Source organism: Rappaport israeli (assembly GCF_001888055.1).
GTDB classification, from domain to species: Bacteria; Pseudomonadota; Gammaproteobacteria; order Cardiobacteriales; family Cardiobacteriaceae; genus Rappaport; species Rappaport israeli.
In genome coordinates this window covers 1-20,051 of record NZ_LXHZ01000008.1, presented here as the reverse complement: position 1 = coordinate 20,051, position 20,051 = coordinate 1, and the positions used below count along the sequence as shown (strand labels likewise).

14 protein-coding genes, 1 tRNA gene and 3 pseudogenes are annotated in these 20,051 nt (G+C 44.5%); 3 read left to right on the top strand and 15 right to left on the bottom strand.

The window, feature by feature from the left end; all coding sequences use genetic code 11:
- Positions 1-5: 5 nt before the first annotated feature.
- The 5 genes from A5N84_RS02265 to A5N84_RS02250 all read right to left on the bottom strand — a co-directional run bounded on the left by A5N84_RS02265 (position 6) and on the right by A5N84_RS02250 (position 4,207).
- Positions 6-1,004 (bottom strand): hypothetical protein, encoded by a 999-nt coding sequence (locus A5N84_RS02265; RefSeq protein WP_072281111.1) that lies wholly within the window; start codon positions 1,002-1,004, stop codon positions 6-8.
- Positions 1,005-1,013: 9 nt separating this feature from the next.
- Positions 1,014-1,724, bottom strand: a complete 711-nt coding sequence (locus A5N84_RS02260; RefSeq protein ID WP_072281110.1) for a hypothetical protein — start codon at positions 1,722-1,724, stop codon at positions 1,014-1,016.
- A gap of 20 nt (positions 1,725-1,744) precedes the next feature.
- The gene (locus A5N84_RS09410; RefSeq protein ID WP_078055519.1) at positions 1,745-2,497 is read right to left on the bottom strand and encodes a hypothetical protein; all 753 of its coding nucleotides are present in this window, start codon (positions 2,495-2,497) and stop codon (positions 1,745-1,747) included.
- Between the two features lie 209 nt (positions 2,498-2,706).
- Positions 2,707-3,132, bottom strand: a complete 426-nt coding sequence (locus A5N84_RS09405; protein ID WP_078055518.1) for a hypothetical protein — start codon at positions 3,130-3,132, stop codon at positions 2,707-2,709.
- A gap of 184 nt (positions 3,133-3,316) precedes the next feature.
- Positions 3,317-4,207, bottom strand: a complete 891-nt coding sequence (locus tag A5N84_RS02250) for a helix-turn-helix transcriptional regulator (protein ID WP_072281109.1) — start codon at positions 4,205-4,207, stop codon at positions 3,317-3,319.
- A 212-nt stretch (positions 4,208-4,419) separates the two neighbouring features.
- Here A5N84_RS02250 and A5N84_RS02245 point away from each other — a divergent pair, with 212 nt between their 5' ends.
- Complete coding sequence (locus A5N84_RS02245; RefSeq protein WP_072281108.1) at positions 4,420-4,767, top strand: helix-turn-helix domain-containing protein; 348 nt, start codon at positions 4,420-4,422, stop codon at positions 4,765-4,767.
- Between the two features lie 51 nt (positions 4,768-4,818).
- On the opposite strand, the gene A5N84_RS02240 is transcribed toward A5N84_RS02245, so the two are convergent.
- The 8 genes and pseudogenes from A5N84_RS02240 to cydD form a co-directional block, all read right to left on the bottom strand.
- A complete protein-coding gene (locus tag A5N84_RS02240) occupies positions 4,819-5,094 on the bottom strand; it encodes an HU family DNA-binding protein (protein WP_072281107.1) in 276 nt (91 codons plus the stop codon).
- Positions 5,095-5,338: 244 nt separating this feature from the next.
- Complete coding sequence (gene lon / locus A5N84_RS02235; protein WP_072281106.1) at positions 5,339-7,729, bottom strand: endopeptidase La; 2,391 nt, start codon at positions 7,727-7,729, stop codon at positions 5,339-5,341.
- A gap of 11 nt (positions 7,730-7,740) precedes the next feature.
- Positions 7,741-8,996 (bottom strand): annotated as a pseudogene (clpX, locus tag A5N84_RS02230) (ATP-dependent protease ATP-binding subunit ClpX).
- Positions 8,997-9,108: 112 nt separating this feature from the next.
- Complete coding sequence (gene clpP / locus A5N84_RS02225; RefSeq protein ID WP_072281105.1) at positions 9,109-9,720, bottom strand: ATP-dependent Clp endopeptidase proteolytic subunit ClpP; 612 nt, start codon at positions 9,718-9,720, stop codon at positions 9,109-9,111.
- A gap of 171 nt (positions 9,721-9,891) precedes the next feature.
- Entirely contained in the window at positions 9,892-11,211 is a 1,320-nt protein-coding gene (gene tig, locus A5N84_RS02220) for a trigger factor (RefSeq protein WP_072281182.1), read from the bottom strand.
- 67 nt (positions 11,212-11,278) lie between these two features.
- Positions 11,279-11,363, bottom strand: a tRNA-Leu gene (locus A5N84_RS02215).
- Positions 11,364-11,681: 318 nt separating this feature from the next.
- Positions 11,682-13,036, bottom strand: a pseudogene (locus tag A5N84_RS02205) (ATP-binding cassette domain-containing protein); the annotation flags it as partial.
- Between the two features lie 73 nt (positions 13,037-13,109).
- Positions 13,110-14,825 (bottom strand): thiol reductant ABC exporter subunit CydD, encoded by a 1,716-nt coding sequence (cydD, locus tag A5N84_RS02200; RefSeq protein ID WP_072281103.1) that lies wholly within the window; start codon positions 14,823-14,825, stop codon positions 13,110-13,112.
- A gap of 128 nt (positions 14,826-14,953) precedes the next feature.
- On the opposite strand from cydD, the pseudogene A5N84_RS02195 reads away from it, so the two are divergent.
- Positions 14,954-16,757: pseudogene (locus A5N84_RS02195) on the top strand (SLC13 family permease).
- On the opposite strand, the gene dtd reads toward A5N84_RS02195, so the two are convergent.
- Positions 16,754-17,191, bottom strand: coding sequence for a D-aminoacyl-tRNA deacylase (gene dtd, locus A5N84_RS02190; protein WP_072281101.1), 438 nt, complete (start codon positions 17,189-17,191; stop codon positions 16,754-16,756). The pseudogene A5N84_RS02195 and the gene dtd overlap by 4 nt on opposite strands.
- A 70-nt stretch (positions 17,192-17,261) precedes the next feature.
- Between dtd and pyrB the strand changes: the two genes are divergently transcribed.
- Positions 17,262-18,314 carry an aspartate carbamoyltransferase gene (gene pyrB / locus A5N84_RS02185; protein WP_072281181.1) on the top strand — a complete coding sequence of 351 codons (1,053 nt, stop codon included), beginning with the start codon at positions 17,262-17,264 and terminating at the stop codon, positions 18,312-18,314.
- A 98-nt stretch (positions 18,315-18,412) separates the two neighbouring features.
- Here pyrB and A5N84_RS02180 read toward each other — a convergent pair.
- The coding region (locus A5N84_RS02180) for a phosphoethanolamine transferase (RefSeq protein WP_233119864.1) at positions 18,413-20,051 on the bottom strand (1,639 nt) is incomplete at its 5' end.

The following is a 20,051-nucleotide window of genomic DNA, read 5'->3' as shown; positions in this document are numbered from 1 at the left end:
AGAAATTAATTTTCTGTTTTTTCTATATCAAATTTTAACTGATTAAATTTATCAGCGGCTGATTGAATTAGATTACCTTCTTTATCTAAAATAGGCGTTTCTATTGCTGCTTTAATGACTTGAGTGATTTTAGCATTTTTCATCACAATATCTTTAGCTTCTTTATCATATTTACTATAGTCTTTGCCTTGTTCTTCAATGACTTTTTTAAGTTCATTAAGATTGCGGCGAGAATGTTTACTTAATTGCGATAAAATTTCAATGCCTTTGCGTGCTACATCGCGGATGCCATTGCTAACGGCATTGGCGGCGCGAACATCTGCAGCATATTTTTCTGCTTGTGCTTTATTGCTGTAAGCATCATTTAATTTTTCTTCGGCTTTTGCGCCCATATACCAGCCAGCAACCAATAGAGCGGGTCCTGCCGCAAGTGCGCCTAGAGCTAAGGTTCCAGCAGCAACACCACCGCCACCAGCAGCAATGGAGCCACCGCCTAGCCATGCTAAAGTAGCATTTGTTGCTGCTGCACCGCTTAAACTGCTAATGGCTGTTCCTGTGCTTGCAGTTGCAAATGCCATAGTAGCGCTATAAGCACCAAAGGCGGTTATAGCGCCACTTGCTACCCCTCCACCAACACCTAAGCCTGAAGAGATAATGAAAGAGATATTTTCTTGCATTTCTTGCAATATATAGTCAAATTCTTTTAAATCAAAGTTGTCTATATTTTGCTGCTCAGCTAATTCTGCTCTACCATATATTTGTTTAAATACATCGATAAAATTCTTTATGTTAATTCTTAAAATATCAGCCTTACGTTTGCCAAGTTCATCTAGAGTCTCTTTGCACTCAGTACGAGAACGTTCCAAACGCTCTTCAGCTTTATTGACAATGGACTGTGCTGATTCGTTGACGTCGTCTGCAGTACTATTATCTGAAATGGCTTTACCTGCTTTATATAATCCTACTGCACCAACAGCAACACCGATAAGTAAAGGGATGGGCATAAATACTCCTTATTCGTTAATTATTTGATAAGCTTCTAAATTAATTGGCAACATGCGTTGTAATATATCTTCAAAATCATTTATGTATTGAAAATCAACAGTCAATAGATTGCAGATTTCTTCAATAATAAAACGTTCTTCTTGCTCAAATTGACCACTACTATAGCCTATGCCAATGAGTTCAAAAAGAAGTATTTTTTTATCTTTAGTAGTTAGATAACGGTCTTTATTCTTTATTAATTCCCTTGCAGATTTTGTAAGGATTTGTTGCCTCACTTCTGGTAGTAAAAGAATAATATGCTGAATAAGCTCTGGTGTAATATTAAATAAATCCTCTTTTTCTGAGGCGAGCACCTGCATGGCTTGTTGTTTAATTTGTGGATTGTCTTTATATTGCTCTAAAGTATCCTCAGATATTCTATTTATTATTCTTTCAAGAAAATTCCCATCATAGTCAAAGCTATTATAACTGTCTCCATCAAAACTTCCGCTATTTAATTCAGACCTATACAATAAATACATATCAATTTCTTCTTGACTAATTGCAACATAAAATTGCGTGTAATAGTCTTCATTGTAAAAATATTTATCCTTAGCTTGTAATTCCTCTTTTACAAAATCAGCAGCAGTTTCTTTATCACCACTTGCCATACAGACAATAAGAGATAAATCCCCAAATAACTGTTTCGCCTCATTACTGGATAAGTCTTTTAAAAACATAATTCCTCCTATAGTTTGATTTAAAAAATTAAGGGCTCATCAGATAGCATAATAGCGTCTAGTTCAGCTATGCTATTAATACTTAGTTTTTTGCCTAGAATATTGGCAAAATCATTCATGGCAGTAGTAAATTCCTCTATAGAGCTGTTAGGATTATCTAGTGCTGCAAACATTTTACTGCTGTAGTGTTCAAGTTCTTGCACACGTTGTGCAAAAATATCTTTGACTCTTCGCTCGAATTCTAAAGCCGATTGTTTGGCAATTTCGCAATCTTGTTCTATTTGTCTTCTGCGTTCGATAGATAAATTTTTATTCTTTAATACATCAAAAAAACTTTGATAGAACGTGTTGGTTAATGTGTAGCCAATTAGACTGCCAATCATTGCTCCTAAAACAGGCACTGGAATTGCAAGTTGTCCGATAGCTGCAAAAGATGAGGCGGATAACATGCCTGAGACGGTTAAGCTCATTTCTTGCGTCATTTCCGTGGCATTAATTTCACCTTCGGCATATTTACGAATGCTTCTACCCGCTGCTAAACAGGTTGACACCACCATGGCAGGAAATGAGGTATTAGAGAGTTTTTTAAGCCCTTGATTGGTTGATTGTTGTAGAAAGGCTTTTATGGTTGAACCTGAAAAATTGGTGCCATATCCAACGCCTGCAGCAATAGCGGTTTCTTTAGCGCTATCTAGGATGGCTTCTTTTAATTCTTTTTTACCAGTACTTGTGGCTATTAGGTTTGTAAGTATACTAATGCTTCCACCAATCAAGGCGCCCGTTTTTGCCCCTTCTATTCCAGATTGATGGCTAGTTTTTATTATTTCTTTTGCGGTGAATGTTTTAGGATTAAGACGTGCATAAATAGCTTCATCTGTTGTGAGTTTTGAGTCTCTGATTTTATTTTCTAAAGATTGATAATTCTCTGCATCTTTTTTTTAAACTATTTGCAAGATCGATATCGCCCTTGAGCTTTGCATGTTCAGCTTGTTTGAATAAAGATTTTTGCTTCTTTCTGGCAAAATTCTTTCATCTCTTCCACTTGTTCTGACGGAACATCTAAATAATCAACTTCAAGATATCGGGAAAAATCAGTTTTTCCACCGCCTTTGCCTCTGGCTATTTTTCTTAGTAGCGCTTTGGTGTCAGTTACAAATTTTTGCTGAGATCTGGCAATAATTTCTCCATTTTTTGTTTCAACTATATCAACAATATTGTGATTTTTTCCAAATCCTGATATGTCTTCGCTGCGGGAAGCGAATATACCATTCCCATTAATTTCGCTTTCTGCATTACGTCTTGCTGTGCTTATTGTCTCTGCTGCGTATCCAGCTTGTTGCTTTATATTTTGTTTTATAAAATCTGGATTGATTTTGTGGGTATATATTTTTTTTAAACTACTTGCCATAAATTGGTCGGTCTTTCCATCGTAGCCACTATAGGCAACTAAAGACTGCCTTGCGGCTTCTCCAAAGCGTTGAATGGTCTGGATATTTGCAGTGGCAGTTAGGATATTAACAGTGTTGCCAGTTTGATTATCTTCTGTTTTTTTGCGGAGAGTAGTTTTTTATCTTTCATTTTTTTCCTTGAATTTAATAATTTAAATATTGTTTTAATGTGTTTTCCATCTGCTGTTGGATTTCACTGGGGCTGATGATGTGTGCATGGGGTATCCAATATTGCACAATAGGGACAACTTCCATGGGGCTGACGTTTTTGCAGGCAAGTAGTAGGCTGCCGTCTTCTAGTTCGCGGATGGTTTCTTGGTTTGGCAGGAGGTTTCTGCGTTTAAAATAGCCTGCGGCTCTAGGGGCAATTTTAATAATAATTTCGCTGATTTGACTGCCAAGAAAAATACTGTCAGTTTGGCGGATTTTATCGAGTAGGGCGGTATCTAAGGTGAAAGTTTGCTTTTCTAGCGCAAGATTGCTGATTTGATTAAAACAGAAGCTTTTTTCTTTCCCATTATCAAGCCCAACAAGATACCAAATGCCATTTTTATTAACGAGGTGATAGGGCTCTATTTGATAGGTTTTGCTGTCTTTGGAGCGGACTTTGGTATAGGTAAAGTTAATATATTGTTGTTGTTTAATGGCTTGAGTGATGGTGTCGAATTCTTTTTGTTTGTGGCGGATATTTTCGTATTGAAAGCCTTTTATGGTGATGCTTTGTTGGAGTTTTTCTTGGAAAAAGCGTCGGTCTACTTCTGGGAAGAGTTCTTGTATGCTGGCAAAACGTGCAATGCGTTTGATTTCTTCTTGATTTAAATGACCTTGTTTGTTTTTGTCGATGCGGTAGTAGCGCGGGCCTGCTTCGGTATAGGCTAGCATGGTGAGGCGCTCATTGAGGTCGCGTTGTAGGGTGCGGATATGAACTTGATATTCTTGCGCTAGGGCGTGAATGTCGATGCGTTCGCCTGTATTGAGCTTTACGAGAATATCTCCTAGGCGAAAAGCGAGCGTATCGTGTTTTTTAGAGGTCATGATTCTTCAGTGGTTCATTAGATTTGTATAGTGTAACAAGAGGGAATGACAGGTTGTGTCGCTTGTTAGAAATTTTTTTGCGTTTTATGTGCAAGTAAGGACAAAACATGAGGCTATTTTTAAGAATTAAAGTCTTAGTATAGAACTTATACTCACTGTTTATCAAGTCGTTAATGTCCAATGATGTTGCCTAACTTTTAGGGAGGTGAGCTTTGCGGCAGGATTATTCAGAATCAATAAAAGAAATTGGGCGCGCTATTGCAAAATATCGTCAGACCGCTGGTTTGACTCAGGCACAAGTGGCGGAGTTACTCAATATTAGCAATGATGCGGTTTCGCGTATGGAGCGTGGGATAATTGTGCCTTCGGCTATGCGTTTATTGGAGTTGGCGGATATTTTTCAGTGCGATGTGGCTAGTTTGTTAGGCGATGGAAGTTTTTTGATGGGTGATCAAGCAAGGCGGATTATGAGGTTATTAACAGGTCTTGAAGAGAGGGAGCGTTTGCAGCTGCTTGAGATTGTTGAGGCGATGGTGTTGTGGTATCACAAAAGAAAGTAATTAAAAAAGCAATGCGTTGTGGCATTGCTTTATAGAGATGATGGCGATACATTAGTCGTTTAATGCATCTTTTAGTTTTTTGCCCGCTTTAAAGCCTGCTGAGACGCTGGCTGGAATTTTGATGGCTTCTTTAGTTTTAGGATTGTGTCCATCACGAGCTGCGCGTTTGCGTGGTTCAAATGTACCAAAACCAATTAAAGTGACTTTGTCGCCTTTTTGTAGGGTGTTGGTGATGTTATCAATAATTGAATCTAGTGCTTTGCCAGCTTGCGCTTTGGTGATTCCTGCATCTTCTGCAATGGCGTCTACGAGTTCCGTCTTATTCATATCCTGTTACCTTTATATGGAGTTAAAAACTTGGTTCGATGCTTGGCATCGACGGGGTGGATTTTATACCGATTAGGGGTTGTTGTGTCAAACTTTTTTTACTTTCAAAGACTAAGCAAAATGAGCTGAGATTTTTTATTGGCGTGTTGCTAAAAAGTCAATGATTTTAATGGCAATAAAATCAAATGGCTGTCTGTGGAATTTTGCCAATTTATGCGATTGTTTTGCTTAGTCTTATATGGATTTAATGATGTTTATCATTCCTTGTTTCAATGGGTTTTTTTAGGGTTTTATGCTTGCCTATGCGCTCTGTTAGGGGGAGTGCGTGAGGCTCTAGCGCGTGCTCAAAGACTTGTTCAATGCTTTTAACGCTAATAATTTCTAGTGCATTAAGGACTTCTTGGTCGATATCGCGCAGGTCTTTTACGTTATCTTTTGGGATAAGTACTGTTTTCATTTTGCTTCGTTGTGCGGCAAGGAGTTTTTCTTTTAGCCCACCGATGGCAAGCACATGTCCATGTAGGGTGATTTCTCCTGTCATGGCAATATCGCCCCGCACTGGGATTTCTGTAAATGCAGAGAGTAGGGCGGTTGCCATTCCAATGCCTGCGCTGGGCCCGTCTTTGGGGGTGGCGCCTTCTGGCATGTGCATATGGAGGTCGTGGTCGTTAAATTTAAAGGTGGGGTCATGTTTATCAAGATAACTTCTAACGACAGAAAGGGCGGCATGAACGCTTTCTTTCATAACATCGCCCATCTGTCCTGTAAGTTGGAGTTTGCCTTTACCTGAGAAAACTGCCGTTTCAATTTGAAGGAGTTCGCCACCAACAGAAGTCCAAGCCAGTCCGTTGACGCTACCAATACGATTTTTAAATTGTTCTTCGTTGCGCTGGTATTTGGCAATGCCTAAAAAATCTTCGAGATTGTCGTGGGTAATGGTAACGCTGTTAGTTTCTTTTTGGTGCAATTTGCGTACGGCTTTGCGTGCGAGTTTGCCTATTTCGCGCTCTAGATTGCGCACACCCGCTTCGCGCGTATAGTTTTCTATAATGGTTTCTATGAGATTATCTTTTAGGATAAATTCTTTTTTGTTTAAGAAATTTTCTTTGCGCTGTCTAGGGATAATATAGCGCTCAGCAATTTGGATTTTTTCTTGTGTGGTGTAGCCTGCTAGGCGGATAATTTCCATGCGATCTAGCAAAGGCGCAGGAATGTTGAGTGTGTTGGCGGTGGCGATAAATAACACTTTGGAAAGATCCACATCAGTTTCTAAATAGTGGTCATTAAAAGTATTATTTTGTGCAGGATCAAGTACTTCTAAAAGTGCTGAGGCAGGGTCGCCACGGTGGTCATGCCCTATTTTATCGATTTCATCAAGGAGGATAACGGGGTTATTACTGCCCAGTTTGCTGAGTTTTTGTACAAGTTTTCCAGGCAGAGCGCCAATATAGGTGCGGCGATGTCCGCGGATTTCCGCTTCATCGTGTACGCCGCCTAGTGAAATGCGGTCAAAATCGCGTCCTGTGGCTTCAGCGATGGATTTTCCTAGTGAGGTTTTACCAACCCCTGGAGGACCAACAAGGCAGATGATGGGCGCTTTACTGTTGTTTTTACTGCGTTTTTGCACAGCAAGATATTCAACAATGCGCTCTTTGACATCTTTTAGCCCATAGTGATCTCTTTCAAGGACAGTTTCTGTACGCTCTAGGTCATAATGAGCGCGCCGTTTTTTTGACCAAGGGAAATCAATCATCCATTCAAGATAGTTACGAATCACATTGGCTTCTGAAGACATGGGCGACATTTGCTTAAGTTTATTAAGTTCTGCAATGGATTTTCGGTGCGCTTCTTCGGGCATTTTTGCATCGATAATATCTTGTTCGAGTTGCTCGGTTTCATTGAGCGCTTCGTCCATATCGCCTAGTTCTTTTTGGATGGCTTTCATTTGCTCGTTGAGATAGTACTCACGCTGATTGCGTTCCATTTGTTGTTTGACGCGCTTGCGGATGCTTTTTTCTAGCTCGGTTTTTTCAAGCTCTTGTTCAAGTAATACAAGTAGACGTTCTGCGCGTTCCTGAACATCTAGTAGCCCTAAAATATCAATGCGTTGCTCAACTTCTAACTCAAGGTGCGCAGCAATGGTATCTACAATGCGTGCAGGGCTTTCAAGTTGTTTTAAGGTTTCAATGAGCGCATCGGCATTTTTATCGCGTTCTTTTAAATAGCGCTCGAATTGTTTAATAGCGACATGGGTTAATCTTTGAAATTCTTCGTATGAGGCGCTATCTTCACGTTCGTTTAAGCTAAGCGTGTTAGCGCTTAAGAAGATATCGTTATCTCGCCAATTTTGGATTTTAACGCGCTCTAATCCTTCAACAAGTACTTTAATGGTGCCGTCGCTTAATTTTGCCATTTGTACGATGCGCCCAAGTGTGGCGAGGGTGTAGAGGTCATCTATTTCTGGTTCTAGTTGTTTAGGGTCGCGTTGGGGGACAAGGAGGAGTTGTTGGTCGCTCTCCATGCAATGATCTATGGCTGCAATAGATTTTTCACGTCCAATAAAAAGTGGCACGATAACATGAGGATAAACAACAACATCGCGTAGAGGGAGTGCGGGATAATAATTTTTACTCATAAGCGGTTCCTTTAGGCGGTTTTGCGGATAATGGTGGGGCTGGCGGTATTGTTAATGCTGGTTTCGGTGATGATGATTTTTTCAATATCAGTTTGGTCTGGAAGATCAAACATGGTATCAAGTAGCGTTTGCTCGACAATAGAACGTAAGCCTCTGGCGCCTGTTTTGCGCTCTATGGCTTTTTTGGCGATGGCATTGAGCGCTTGTGGTTCAAATTCTAATTCGACATTTTCATAACCAAAGATTTTTTTAAATTGACGGATAATGGCATTTTTGGGTTCGGTGAGAATGCGGATAAGTGCTTTTTCATCTAAAGTATCAAGTAGTGCAATGATAGGCAGACGTCCAACAAACTCTGGATTAACCCAAACTTCACTAAATCCTCTGGCTCAACGCGTTTTAAAACGTCGCTTGTGGGGTTATCTAGAGCATTTTTACTTTGCACAGTAGCGCCAAAACCAATACCGCCTTGGTCGGTACGTTTGGCAATGATTTTTTCAAGTCCAGCAAAAGCGCCCCCACAAATGAATAAGATATTGGTGGTGTCTATTTGTGTAAGCTCTTGCTGAGGGTGTTTGCGTCCGCCTTTTGGGGGGACCGCAGCATTTGTGCCTTCAATGAGTTTGAGTAGGGCTTGTTGCACGCCTTCACCAGAGACGTCGCGGGTAATGGACATATTTTCGCCTTTGCGCGCGATTTTATCGATTTCATCAATATAAATAATGCCTCTTTGCGCTTTCTCTACATCATGATCACAGCTAACTAATAATTTCTGTAAAACAGTTTCCACATCCTCGCCCACATAGCCCGCCTCGGTGAGTGCGGTAGCATCAGCGATAGCAAAGGGGACATCTAAGCTTTTGGCCAGTGTTTGGGCAAGAAGAGTTTTGCCCGAACCTGTAGAACCAATCATTAAAATATTACTTTTGCCAATCTCTACTTCATCCTCTATAGATTTGTCTTGATTGAGTTTTAAACGTTTGTAGTGATTGTAAACGGCAACAGCCAGTGCTTTTTTGGCTTGAGTTTGTCCGATAATGTAGTCGTCTAGATAGTTTTTAATTTGTGAGGGAGTTGGGAGAGATTTTAGATTAAACGTAAAAGCTTCTTCTTTATCATCCATCTCAAAGGCTTTAAGGTCTTCACTGAGCATTTTTTCACATAAAATGATACATTCATCACAAATGCAACTGCCATCAGCGCCTTCAATCAGGCGGTTGACTTCGTCTTTAGATTTTTGACAAAAAGAACAGGTTGGTTGGCTCATAAGTGCTCCGAAAAGAATAATGTATCAATGAAAGCCTTAATGGGGATTAGGCAAAAGATTTCAAGGAGCAAGACAAAATAGACCGCTCCTTGAATAACTATTGAGAGATTAATTACTGGCTGAGTTCGCTGCGTTTTGTGATGATGCTATCGACAAGCCCATATTCTTTAGCACGTTCAGCGCTCATAAAGTTGTCGCGCTCGGTGTCGCGTTCAATCGTTTCTAATGATTGTCCAGTATGATGGGCAAGTAATTTATTGAGGCGTTCGCGAATGTAGAGAATTTCGCGGGCATGAATATCGATATCACTTGCTTGACCTTGGAAACCGCCTAATGGTTGGTGAATCATCACGCGGGAATTGGGAAGCGCTTGACGTTTTCCAGCTGCACCTGAGGCAAGTAAAAATGCGCCCATACTAGCAGCTTGTCCAAGCACCATAGTGCTAACATCAGGCTTAATAAATTGCATGGTGTCGTAAATCGACATGCCAGCAGTAACAGACCCGCCCGGTGAATTGATATAAAAATGGATGTCTTGCTCAGGGTTTTCTGCCTCTAAAAATAGCATTTGCGCAACAACTAGGTTAGCGCTTGCATCATTAACAGGCCCGATAAGAAAAACCACGCGCTCTTTAAGTAAGCGTGAGTAGATATCGTAGGCGCGCTCACCTCGTCCTGTTTGTTCAACAACCATGGGAATAGGTAGATGGTTATAAATATCCATAGCAACAGCTCCAAAAATGAAAAGGACGGGCGATTATACCGCTATGAGTGAAGATTGGCGAATATTGGCGGTTTCGTATGTTATGAAAGAGAAAAGGATAGAGTAGCGCATTGCTACAAATAAAAAAGGTGATAACCAAGTTATCACCTTTTAAGCGCCAAAAATACCGTATTAGTTGCGTAGTTGACTATTAAGCGTCATTACTTCTTGGAAGGTTTTATCTTCATGACTGATATTGGCTTTTTCATACAATTGGTCAATGAGTTGCTCTTCTAAAATAGAAGACTGAAGATTCATTTGCGCGTTTTGGTCTTGCTGATACCATTGGCGCACTTCTTCTGGGTCTTCGTAAGTTGCAGCAATAGACTCTAGACGCTGTTGAACGCGCTCTTGGTCAATTTCAATATTGCGCTCTTCAAATAATTTTCCAAGCAATACACCAAGACGAACGCGACGACGTGCTGTTCCATCAAAGATTTGCTGAGCAATTTTCTGACGTTGTTCAGCATCAGCAATTTGTTGTTCAAGTTTCATTTCACGGCTCATGCGCTCAATTTCTTGCTCAACTGCACCTTCGGCAATTTGTTGCTCGCTATTTTTTTCTAGTAGCGCATCAAATAAACGTTCGCGCTTAATACGGCGTAGTGCATTTTCAAGTTCGCGCGCCATGTTTTCTTCAATAGCTTTACGGAATGAGGATTCATCAGCGCTATTTAGACCAAAACGTTTGATAAATTCTTCATCAACTTCTGGGAGGTTGATTTTTTCAACTTGTTTAACTTGTACGTTAAATTGCGCGGTTTTTCCAGCGAGATGTTCTGCAGGATAATCTTCAGGGAAGGTAACGTCGAAGGTTTTGTCATCCCCTTGTTTGGTGCCTACGAGTCCTTCTTCAAAATCAGCCAGCATTTGTCCGCTTCCTAAGGAAACTTTTACGTCTTCACCGCTACCGCCTTCAAAGACTTCACCGTCTAATTTTCCAACAAAATCAACTGTTACGCGGTCATCTTTAGCAGCAGCTTCTTCTGTTTCGCTAAAGGTTGCTTGTTGGCGACGCAATGTTTCAATCATAAAATCGATATCTTGCTCGCCTAGCTCACTTTGTGGAAGGGTGATGTTTAGTTCTTCTAGACCTTTTACCTCTACTTCAGGAGCAATTTCAAAGATGGCGGTAAATTTTAGGGGCTCGTTGCTTTGAAAGCCAGATTCAACTTCTAATTTGGGAGGGGCGACAGGTGTTTGTTGATGCTCTTCTAGTGCGTTGCGGTAGGCGGTTTCGATGGTATCAGAGAGGATTTCACGGCGAATATCATTGCCATATTTTTGTTTAATGACGTTAGGGGGGACTTTTCCAGGGCGAAAACCGTCTAGGCGAATGCGTGGGCGGATTTCTTTTAAGCGTTGTTCTACTTTGTCGTCAATCTGCTTGGCGGGAATTTCGATGGTGAGTTTGTGTGCGAGACCTTCTAACTGTTCAACCGATGATTGCATAGTGTCCTCAGTAATTTTATGTGTCTGATTCAAAAAAAAACGCCTTCAATGAAGGCGTATCAATTAATGGTGCGAAAGGAGAGACTCGAACTCTCACGCCTTGCGGCACTGGAACCTAAATCCAGCGCGTCTACCAATTCCGCCACTCTCGCTAAATTTGAGCGCGGATTAAATCATAGTTTTGTTAGCGATTCAAGTTTTTTATTGCATTTTTTCTGTGCGTTTTGTTTTTGGGGTGGCGTGATTTTTTGTAGGGTGTTGTTTTTGTTATTTTAGTTTGGGATTTGTAGGTGGATGAGGTTGGGGTTTGGGGTAATGGGATGTTGGTGGCTGGCGATGATGAGAAGTCCATGTTGCATGTGGTGTTGGAGTTTTTCTAATAATTGTTGAGCGTTTTCGGGGTCGAGTCCTGCAAAGGGTTCGTCAAGTATGAGAATGGGTTTGGGGATGAGGAGGTGGCGCGCGAGTGCTAGGCGTCTGGCTTGTCCACCTGAGAGGTTGAGACCATATTCACCAAGTGGGGTGTGGAGGTGTTTGGGTTGTTGGGTAACCCAATGAGCAAGGTTGACAAGTTCTAGGGCTTGCCAAAGCTGTTGGTCGCTGGCGTTGGGATGAGCGAGGCGAAGATTTTCGCTAAGGGTGAGGTTGAAGATGTGGATGTGTTGGCTGTGGTAGGCGATATGCTCTGGGGTGTAGTGGTGTAGGGGATGATGATTTAGATAAAGGGTTCCGCTTTTTGGGGGATTTCTTGCGCGAGTGTGGTGAGGAGGGTGGTTTTACCGCTGCCGCTTTTTCCTGTGATAAGAAGGGTTTGTCCGCTTTTTATGATGAAGTTGAGGTTGGTTAGAGGCGCGATGGCATTAGGATATTGGACGCTCAGTTGATGGGCGCTTAGGGTGAGGTTTTTGGTGGGGATTGGGCGTTTGGGATGGGTGTGGTGTGGCGGGATTAGGAGTTGGTTTAGGCGCTGTTTGGCGCTGAGGCTTGTGCCAAGGCTGGTGAATTGGCTGGCCAGTGGGGTGAGGATTTCATTGAGTCCTAGGAGGGTGAGGCTGAGGGCTAGGAGTATGGCTGGGCTGAGCTGGGCGTGGCTTAGGGTGTAGAGGAGGGTGAGGGCTAGGAGGGTTTGTTGGCTGGCAATAAGGAGGCTGGCAAGGTGTTGTTGGCGGGTTTCTAGTTGGTCAAATTGTTGTTGGCGTTGTTGGTAGGTGTGTTGATAGTCTTCCCAGCGTTGCCAGAGTAGGAGTTGGGTGAGTGCTTGGAGGGGTTGGAGGAGGGTGTGGCGTCGTTGTTCGTTGAGTTGGCTGTGGCGTCGGGCTAGGTTGATGCCAAGGCGCTGTCCTAGTAGAGGAAGGAGGAAGCTGGCGCTTAAAAGAAGGATGGTGCTAGGCCATAGAAGAGTGGGTTGGAGGTGATTTAGGATGAGTAGGTAAATCAGTAGAATGATTTGCGCCCATGCCCATGGGGCGTAGGTGCGCAGGGGGAGTTCGTTGAGTTGGTCGATGTCGGTGGTCAGGCGATGGAGTTGGTGTTCGCTGTGTAGGGTTTGTAGGGTGTGTTGGATTGGGGCGTGGGTGAGGTGATGAAAAATTGGTAGCGGAGGGTTTTGAGGAGGTTTAGAGTGGCTTGATGGGAGAGGAGGCGTTCGCCGTAGCGTCCTGCTGTGCGGAGGATGGCGAAGGTGCGGATTAGGGCGGCTGGGTGGAGGTAGTTGAAGGTGAGGGTGCTGCTGAGTAGTCCTGCAAGTGCGGCGGCGCTTATAAACCAGCCTGAGACGGCAAGCAGGGCTAGGGTGGCGATGAGGGTGATAAGTCCTATGCTCCATGTGATAAGCCATAGGTGGGGGGTGTGGGTGAGGAGATGGCGGAGTTTTAGTGGGGTATGCATGTTGGTTAAGATTACTTGGGGGTGGGTAGGTGGATGTGTTGGTTGAGCCAGTTGAGTTGGGGGGTATTTAGGAGGTGGTGTTCGTCGTGGGTGATGAGGATTAGGGTGCTGTGGCGGCTGAGTTGTCCGATGAGTTGGTAGAGTTCTAGAGCGGTTTGGGGGTCGAGTTGGGCGCAGGGTTCGTCTAGCAACCAGAGGAGTTTGGGCTGGAGGATGAGTTGAGCTATGGCGAGGCGTTGTTGTTGTCCGCCTGAAAGTCCTTGTCCATGTTCGCCAAGTGGGGTGTGGATGCCGTGAGGGAGTTGTTGGATGAGGGGTTGGAGTTGTACGGCGTGTAGTGCGCGGTGGAGTTGGTCGTCTGTGGCGGTTTTGTGGGCAAGGCGGAGATTTTCGGCAATGGTGAGTGGGAGAAGGGGGGGATGTTGGGCTAGGTAGGCGATTTGTTGGCGCAAATGGGCATGGTCTAGGGTTTGATGGGGGTGCTGGTCGAGGGTGAGGCTGCCTGTATGGATTGGGCAGTAGCCGAGGATTGCTTGCAGTAGGCTGGATTTTCCACTGCCACTTGCGCCGCTGATGGCGATGCGGTGGTTGGCGGGGATATGGAGGGTGGTGGTGGGGAGGCGTAGGCGGTTGTCGTGGCTGTAGAGGGTTAGGTGTTCTAGGGTGATGCTGGGGGGGCGGTGAAGGCTGTGGCGGATGTGGGGGGCGTTTTTTTCTGTGGGGGCGTTATGATGGTTAAACCATGGGGCTAGGTTTTCTAGGGCGGTTTGCGCTTGCGCTTTGCTGTGATAATCGCTGCCTAGTTCTCGAAGGGGGGCGTAAAATTCTGGCGCAAGAAGGAGGATGAATAGGGCGCTTTGGTAGGGGACGGGGGTGTGCCCTTTATTCCAAGGGAGGAGTTCGAGTAGTCCGAGTCCTAAATAGACGGCGATTAGGGCGATGGAGAGGGAGGCAAAGAGTTCTAATACGGCGGTGGAGAGAAAGGCTAGGCGTAAGATGCCCATGGTTTTTTGCTGATATTCTTCGGCGCTGTGGGCGATGGTTTGTTGGGCGTAGGGGGTGGCGTTTAGGCGTTTTAGGGTGGGCATGCCACGGATGAGGTCTAGGAAGTGGCTACTGAGTAGATGGAGGGTTTGAAGTTGCTGTTGGCTTTTGTCGCGCGCATTTTTGCCTACTAATATCATAAAAAGAGGAACGAGCGGAGCGGTGAGAAGGAAAAGTAAGGCGGCAAGTGGGCTGTGATAGTAGGTTAGGATGAGGATGATAAGGGGGGTGATGAGGGCAAATTTTTGTTGGAGATGGTAACGGCTGAGGTAGGGGTGGAGTTGGTCAACTTGTTCGATGATTTGGGTGCTGAGGCTGCCGTCGCTGCCTAGTTGGTGGCGTTCTGGTCCAAGATGTTTGAGGGTTTGTAGGAGTTTTTGGCGTAGGCTGTTGCGGATATTTTGGCTGATGGTGTGGAGGGTGATGGTTTGGTAGTGGTTGAGCCATGGGCGCAAAAGTAGGCAGGCACTTAGGTAGGGTAGTAGGGGGGTGAGTGGGTCAATGAGGTTGGGGGTGGGTTGGGCGCTTTGCTTAAGCCAGTGTGCAAAAAGATTGGCAAGTAGGGCATTTTGCAAAATGAGAAGGATAAGAGATAAAAGAGCGCTTAGATAGGCAAGATTTAGGCGGATGCGGTGTTGGGCAAGATAGGGGTGGAGTTGGTGTAGGGGGTTTTTAGAGCGCATGGGTGGGTATGGGTATTTTGCTAGGGTGGCATGGTATCATATTGTTTTATAGGGTTTGTGGCTATCTTTAGCAGGTTTTTGGGCTATATAGGCGCTTTTTTTTGGGGTTTTTGCAGGATGTTCTTATGATAACTTTTGAACAAGGTATTGTTTTTTCAATTATTTTTATTTTCTCTGGTGTTTTTTATTTGGGGGCGCTGGCGCTATGATGTGGTGGCGCTTTCGGCGTTGATATTGGCGGCTCTAACGGGGGTGGTGCCGATGAAGGAGGTGTTTGTAGGGTTTGGGCATCCTGCGGTGATTACGGTGGCGGCGGTGTTAATTATTTCTGAGGCGGCGATGAGCGCGGGGTTGGTGGATATTATTGCGCGCTTATTGTTGCGGGTGAGGGGGAATTTGGTGATGCAGATTATGGCGCTGACGTCGTTGGTGACGGTTTGTTCGGCGTTTATGAATAATGTGGGGGCGTTGGCATTGATGATACCTGTGGCAATTTGGTTGGCGCGGCGCTCGGAGTGTTCTCCTGGGTTGTTTTTGATGCCGCTGGCGTTTGGTTCGTTGTTGGGGGGGATGTTGACGCTAATTGGTACGCCACCAAATATTGTGGTGTCGCAATTTTTGCAACAGGCAACGGGGCGTCCGTTTGCTATGTTTGATTTTTTTCCTGTGGGGCTGGTGATTTGTGTGGTGGGGGTTGGGTTTATTTCTCTTGTGGGTTGGCGGTTGATTCCTAAGCGCGGGGGCGCTGCGCCTGATGCGGATTTGTTTTCTGTTGAGGCGTATATGACGGAGGTGGTGATTATTGAGGGCGGAGGTTTTGTGCGTCGGACGTTGCATGATTTGTTGGCGGCGGTGGAGGATGAGGCGGATATTAGTGTGATTGCTTTGATTCGTGGGGAGAGGCGGATGACGTTGCCGTCGATGTATGAGGTGTTGCGGGTGGGCGATATTTTGATGATTGAGGCGAGCTCGGAGGCGTTGAAGGTGTTGCTGGCATCAACAGGGGTGAAATTGGCGGCGGATGTGGTTGAGAAGGGTGGTGAAGGGGTAGAGCAGAAAAAAACACAGGATTTGGACGCGCTTAGGTTGGCGGAGGTGGTGGTTTTGCCTAAGTCGATGTTGGTGGGGATGTCGGTGTCGCGGTTGGCGCTGCGGGAGCGTTATGGGTTGAATGTGTTGGCTGTGGCGCGTCAGGGTCAGCGTTTGCGTCGGCGGATGAGTCGGGTGAAGTTTGTTGTAGGGGATATTTTGCTGATTCAGGGAAAGGCAGATGGTTTGGCAGATACGTTGCGGGTGTTGGGTTGTTTGCCGTTGGCAGCTAGGGCGTTGAGCTTTGAGCGTCCACGTAAGATTTTGATCACTTGTTTGATTTTTTTGTCTTCGATTGGTTTGATTTCGTTTGGGATATTGCCCGCAGCGTTGGCGTTGGTGATGGCGGCGTTGTGTATGGTGTTATTTGGTGTGGTGGCGGTGAAGGATTTTTATAAGGGGATTGATTTGCCAGTGATTGTGTTGCTGGCAGCTATGATTCCTGTGGGAGGTGCGCTAGAAACTACTGGGGGTTCTCAATTGATTGCTGAGGCGCTACTAACGCTGACAGGAGAGTTGTCGCCTGTGTGGATGTTGGCGTTGTTGATGTCGGTGGTGATGGCGCTGACGAATGTGATTAATAATACGGCGGCGGTGATTTTGGCGGCGCCAATTGCTTTGAAGATTGCTGAAGGGATGGACTATGCGCCTGAGCCTTTGTTGATGGCGGTGGCGGTGGCGTCTTCTAGCGCTTTTTTAACGCCAATTGGGCATCAGTCTAATACGTTGGTGATGGCACCAGGGGGATATGCTTTTTCTGATTATTGGCGGATGGGATTGCCTTTGTCGATTTTGGTGTTGTTGGTGTCGATTCCTGCAATTTTATGGGTGTTTCCAATTTAGGTTTGTAGCCAAAAGGTGACGGGGCCGTCGTTGGTTAAGTTGATTTGCATGTTTGCGCCAAATTCTCCTGTTTGTGTGGCTGGGTGTTGTTGGCGAATGTGCTGGCAAAATTGTTGGAAATATTGAGCAGCCTGTTGTGGAGCCATGGCGCAATCAAAGCTGGGGCGATTGCCTTTTTGGGTGTTGGCGGCAAGGGTGAATTGTGAGACGAGAAGGATTTCGCCGTTAATTTGTTGGATGTTGAGGTTCATTTTTCCTTGGCTATCGCTAAAAAGGCGGTAGTTTAGGAGTTTGTGGGCGAGCTTGTGGAGGGTTGCGTCGTTGTCGTGCTTTTCAATGCCAATGAGTGCAAGTAGTCCGTAGTTGATACGGGCGATGGTTTGCTGGTTAATTTGGACGCTGGCGTCGTTTACGCGTTGTATGAGGGCAATCATGAGCGGTTCTAGGCTAAAAAAATGGCATAATGCCAAAAATTTTATTTTTAGCAACTCAAGGGGGGAATCAATGGCTTTAGTGGGACAGCATGTTTTATCTATTGACCAATTTAAGCGCGCACAATTGGAGTCTTTATTAGAAGTGGGCGCAATGGTTGAGCCAATTGCACAGCGCAAAATGCGTTGTAATGTCTTAAGCGGGGCTGTAATGGCTAATTTGTTTTTTGAAGCCTCTACGCGTACGCGCCTAAGTTTTCATACTGCTTTTGCACGATTGGGAGGCAGTGTGAGTGATACGACAGGATTTACTTTTTCATCCATTTCTAAGGGGGAATCTTTGCGCGATACGGCGCGAGTGATTGCAGGCTACGCAGATGCCATTGTCATGCGGCATCCTGATATTGGTTCAGTCGCTGAGTTTGCGCGTGGGATTTTAGTTCCTATTATTAATGCAGGCGATGGCGCAGGAGAGCATCCAACACAAGCATTATTAGATTACTACACGATTTATAAAGAGTTTTCACGCTTAGGTAAAAAAATTGATGGCATGAGCATTGCTATGGTGGGGGATTTAAAACATGGGCGAACCATTCATTCTTTATGTAAGTTATTGCAATGTTTTGAAAACATTCGTTTTCATTTGGTTTGTCCTGATAATTTGCGTTTGCCTAAGGTATTGATTGAGCGTCTAAAGCAAGCAGGGCATCGGGTGTATGAATACGATAATTTACAGCAAGGGTTAGCAGGGGCAGATGTGATTTATGCTACGCGTATTCAAAAAGAGCGCTTTGCTAATCCACAAGAAGAGGATATGAGTTATGGTGAATCATTGCGCATTCATCGCGATAGTGTGGCGCGCTATGGAGAAAAAGAAGTGGTGATTATGCATCCTTTACCTAGAGATAGTCGAGAAGGGGCATTTGATTTAAGCGAAGATTTGGATGAATTGTCGCAGCTCGCTATTTTTCGCCAAGCAGATAATGGCGTAACAATGCGTATGGCGCTCTTTGCTTGTGTATTAGGGGTCGAAAATCAATTAACACGCTATTTAACCCCCAATCGCTTATTTGTGCCAACGCGCTACAGTGAATATGATGCGCCATTTTATCGATTTGATGGATAAGTGCGTAAAGACATACAAAATATATATCAATATATTATCTTGACAGCTTATGTCTGTGATTTGAAACATTGTGATCGCAAAACATAGGCTGTGTTTTTTTATGGATTTTCCCAATAAGGAAACTTAGCATTACTTGGAAACTGATAATTATCTACCCACCAAGGCACAAACGCGGTGTTAGTTTTATCTTGTAACCCAATCATAAAGCGCAAATTATCATCTAACTGAGTGGCATCAATGGCTTTATCTTGGTTTGCGCCTTTGGGTAACGCAAGTTGGTTGTGCCACAACATCACAGGTATGCGATAACCTGCTTGCGTGGTTGAGCTGTGTCCTGCAAAGTCTTTCACGTGCCCCACTTCATTGCCATGGTCGGACAGGAAAATCAAGCCGCGTGATTCAGCTTTGTCTTGCTTGAGCATCGTGAAAATGTTGTTGAACACCCAATCTTGATAAGCGACGCTGTTGTCGTATTTATCGCGCAGATTTTTTGTCCACGAGCTGGCGTTGATTTGCGCCAATTGCGCTTGAACGGGCTGTTCTTGTGCATTGTCTTGGGTGGGGAATAGTTTAAATTTGTCGGTGTATCGCGCGGAATAATTGGGGTGCGAACCAATCAAATGCACCACAATCAGTTTTTTCGGTGCGCTATCTGCCAACGTGTTTTTCACCAAGGGGAACAGTTCTTCATCTTTAGCAAAACTGCTGCGCCCTGAACGTTTGTTGTTGTAAATCGCTTGGTCGGTAAACGCGCCAAATAGGGAGGCGATGTAGCTGTCGTCTTGGTTGCTTAGCCAAAAGATTTTGAAACCTGCGGATTTTGCGTCTGCGAGAATGCTTTTGGTTGGTACGTATTCAGGTTGCGCGGCTGGCACATCGGTTAAGATGGATTTCACTGCGTCTAATGTGGACGGATAACCTGAATAGGCATTGCAGAAAATCGTCAGTTCGTTTTGTGCGGCGAACATATTGGGATTGGTGTGGCGTGGGTAGCCGCAAGAATGTAAATTGTAGCTGGTTAAACTTTCGGAAATAATCAGGATAACGGTTTGTTTTTCTTGAAAGTTGGATAGCTTGCTGATGTTTTGTTGGGCGTATTGCGTCCAGTTGTGTTGCCAGTTTTTGTGTTCAACCAATTGGGCTTTGAACTGCTGGATAGATTTGACGTAGTTGATCCAAAAAATGGGGGGCGACACGGCGCGAATGGGTTTGATTGCCCATGCGGTTACGCACAGCAAACCGATGATAATCGGCAAAATCCATGTGCTTTTTTGGTTTTTTTGGACAAGTGGGCAGTCGCGGTTGTAGATTTTGGTGAACAGGAAATAGCTCAGCACGCCCAAACCAACAAATACGGCACTGGCGACACCTAAATAGGGCAAGCTGTGCGTGAAATATTCTGTGGCTTCGTTGAGCGATGTGTTGGCGATGGATTGAACGATGAAATAAGCGTTGATTTTGCTGTTATACAGCAGCCATGTAGCGGACAAAGTCATGCTGTGAAGCAGGAATAGGGCGTACCACAAGATTGCCAGCACGAGATAAATTTTGCTGCGTTTTTTGTGGAATAGGGCGATGAATGCGTTGCCCAACAAAGAGAGAAAGCCGATTTTTAAACCGTCTGTTATGTCGCCTGAATAGGCAAGCAAACCGCCGATGATGATGGACGGTAAGAGCAAGATAAGATAGTTGATGAAATATTTTTTGTTCATTTGGGGAAATCCTTTGTTTTTCAGA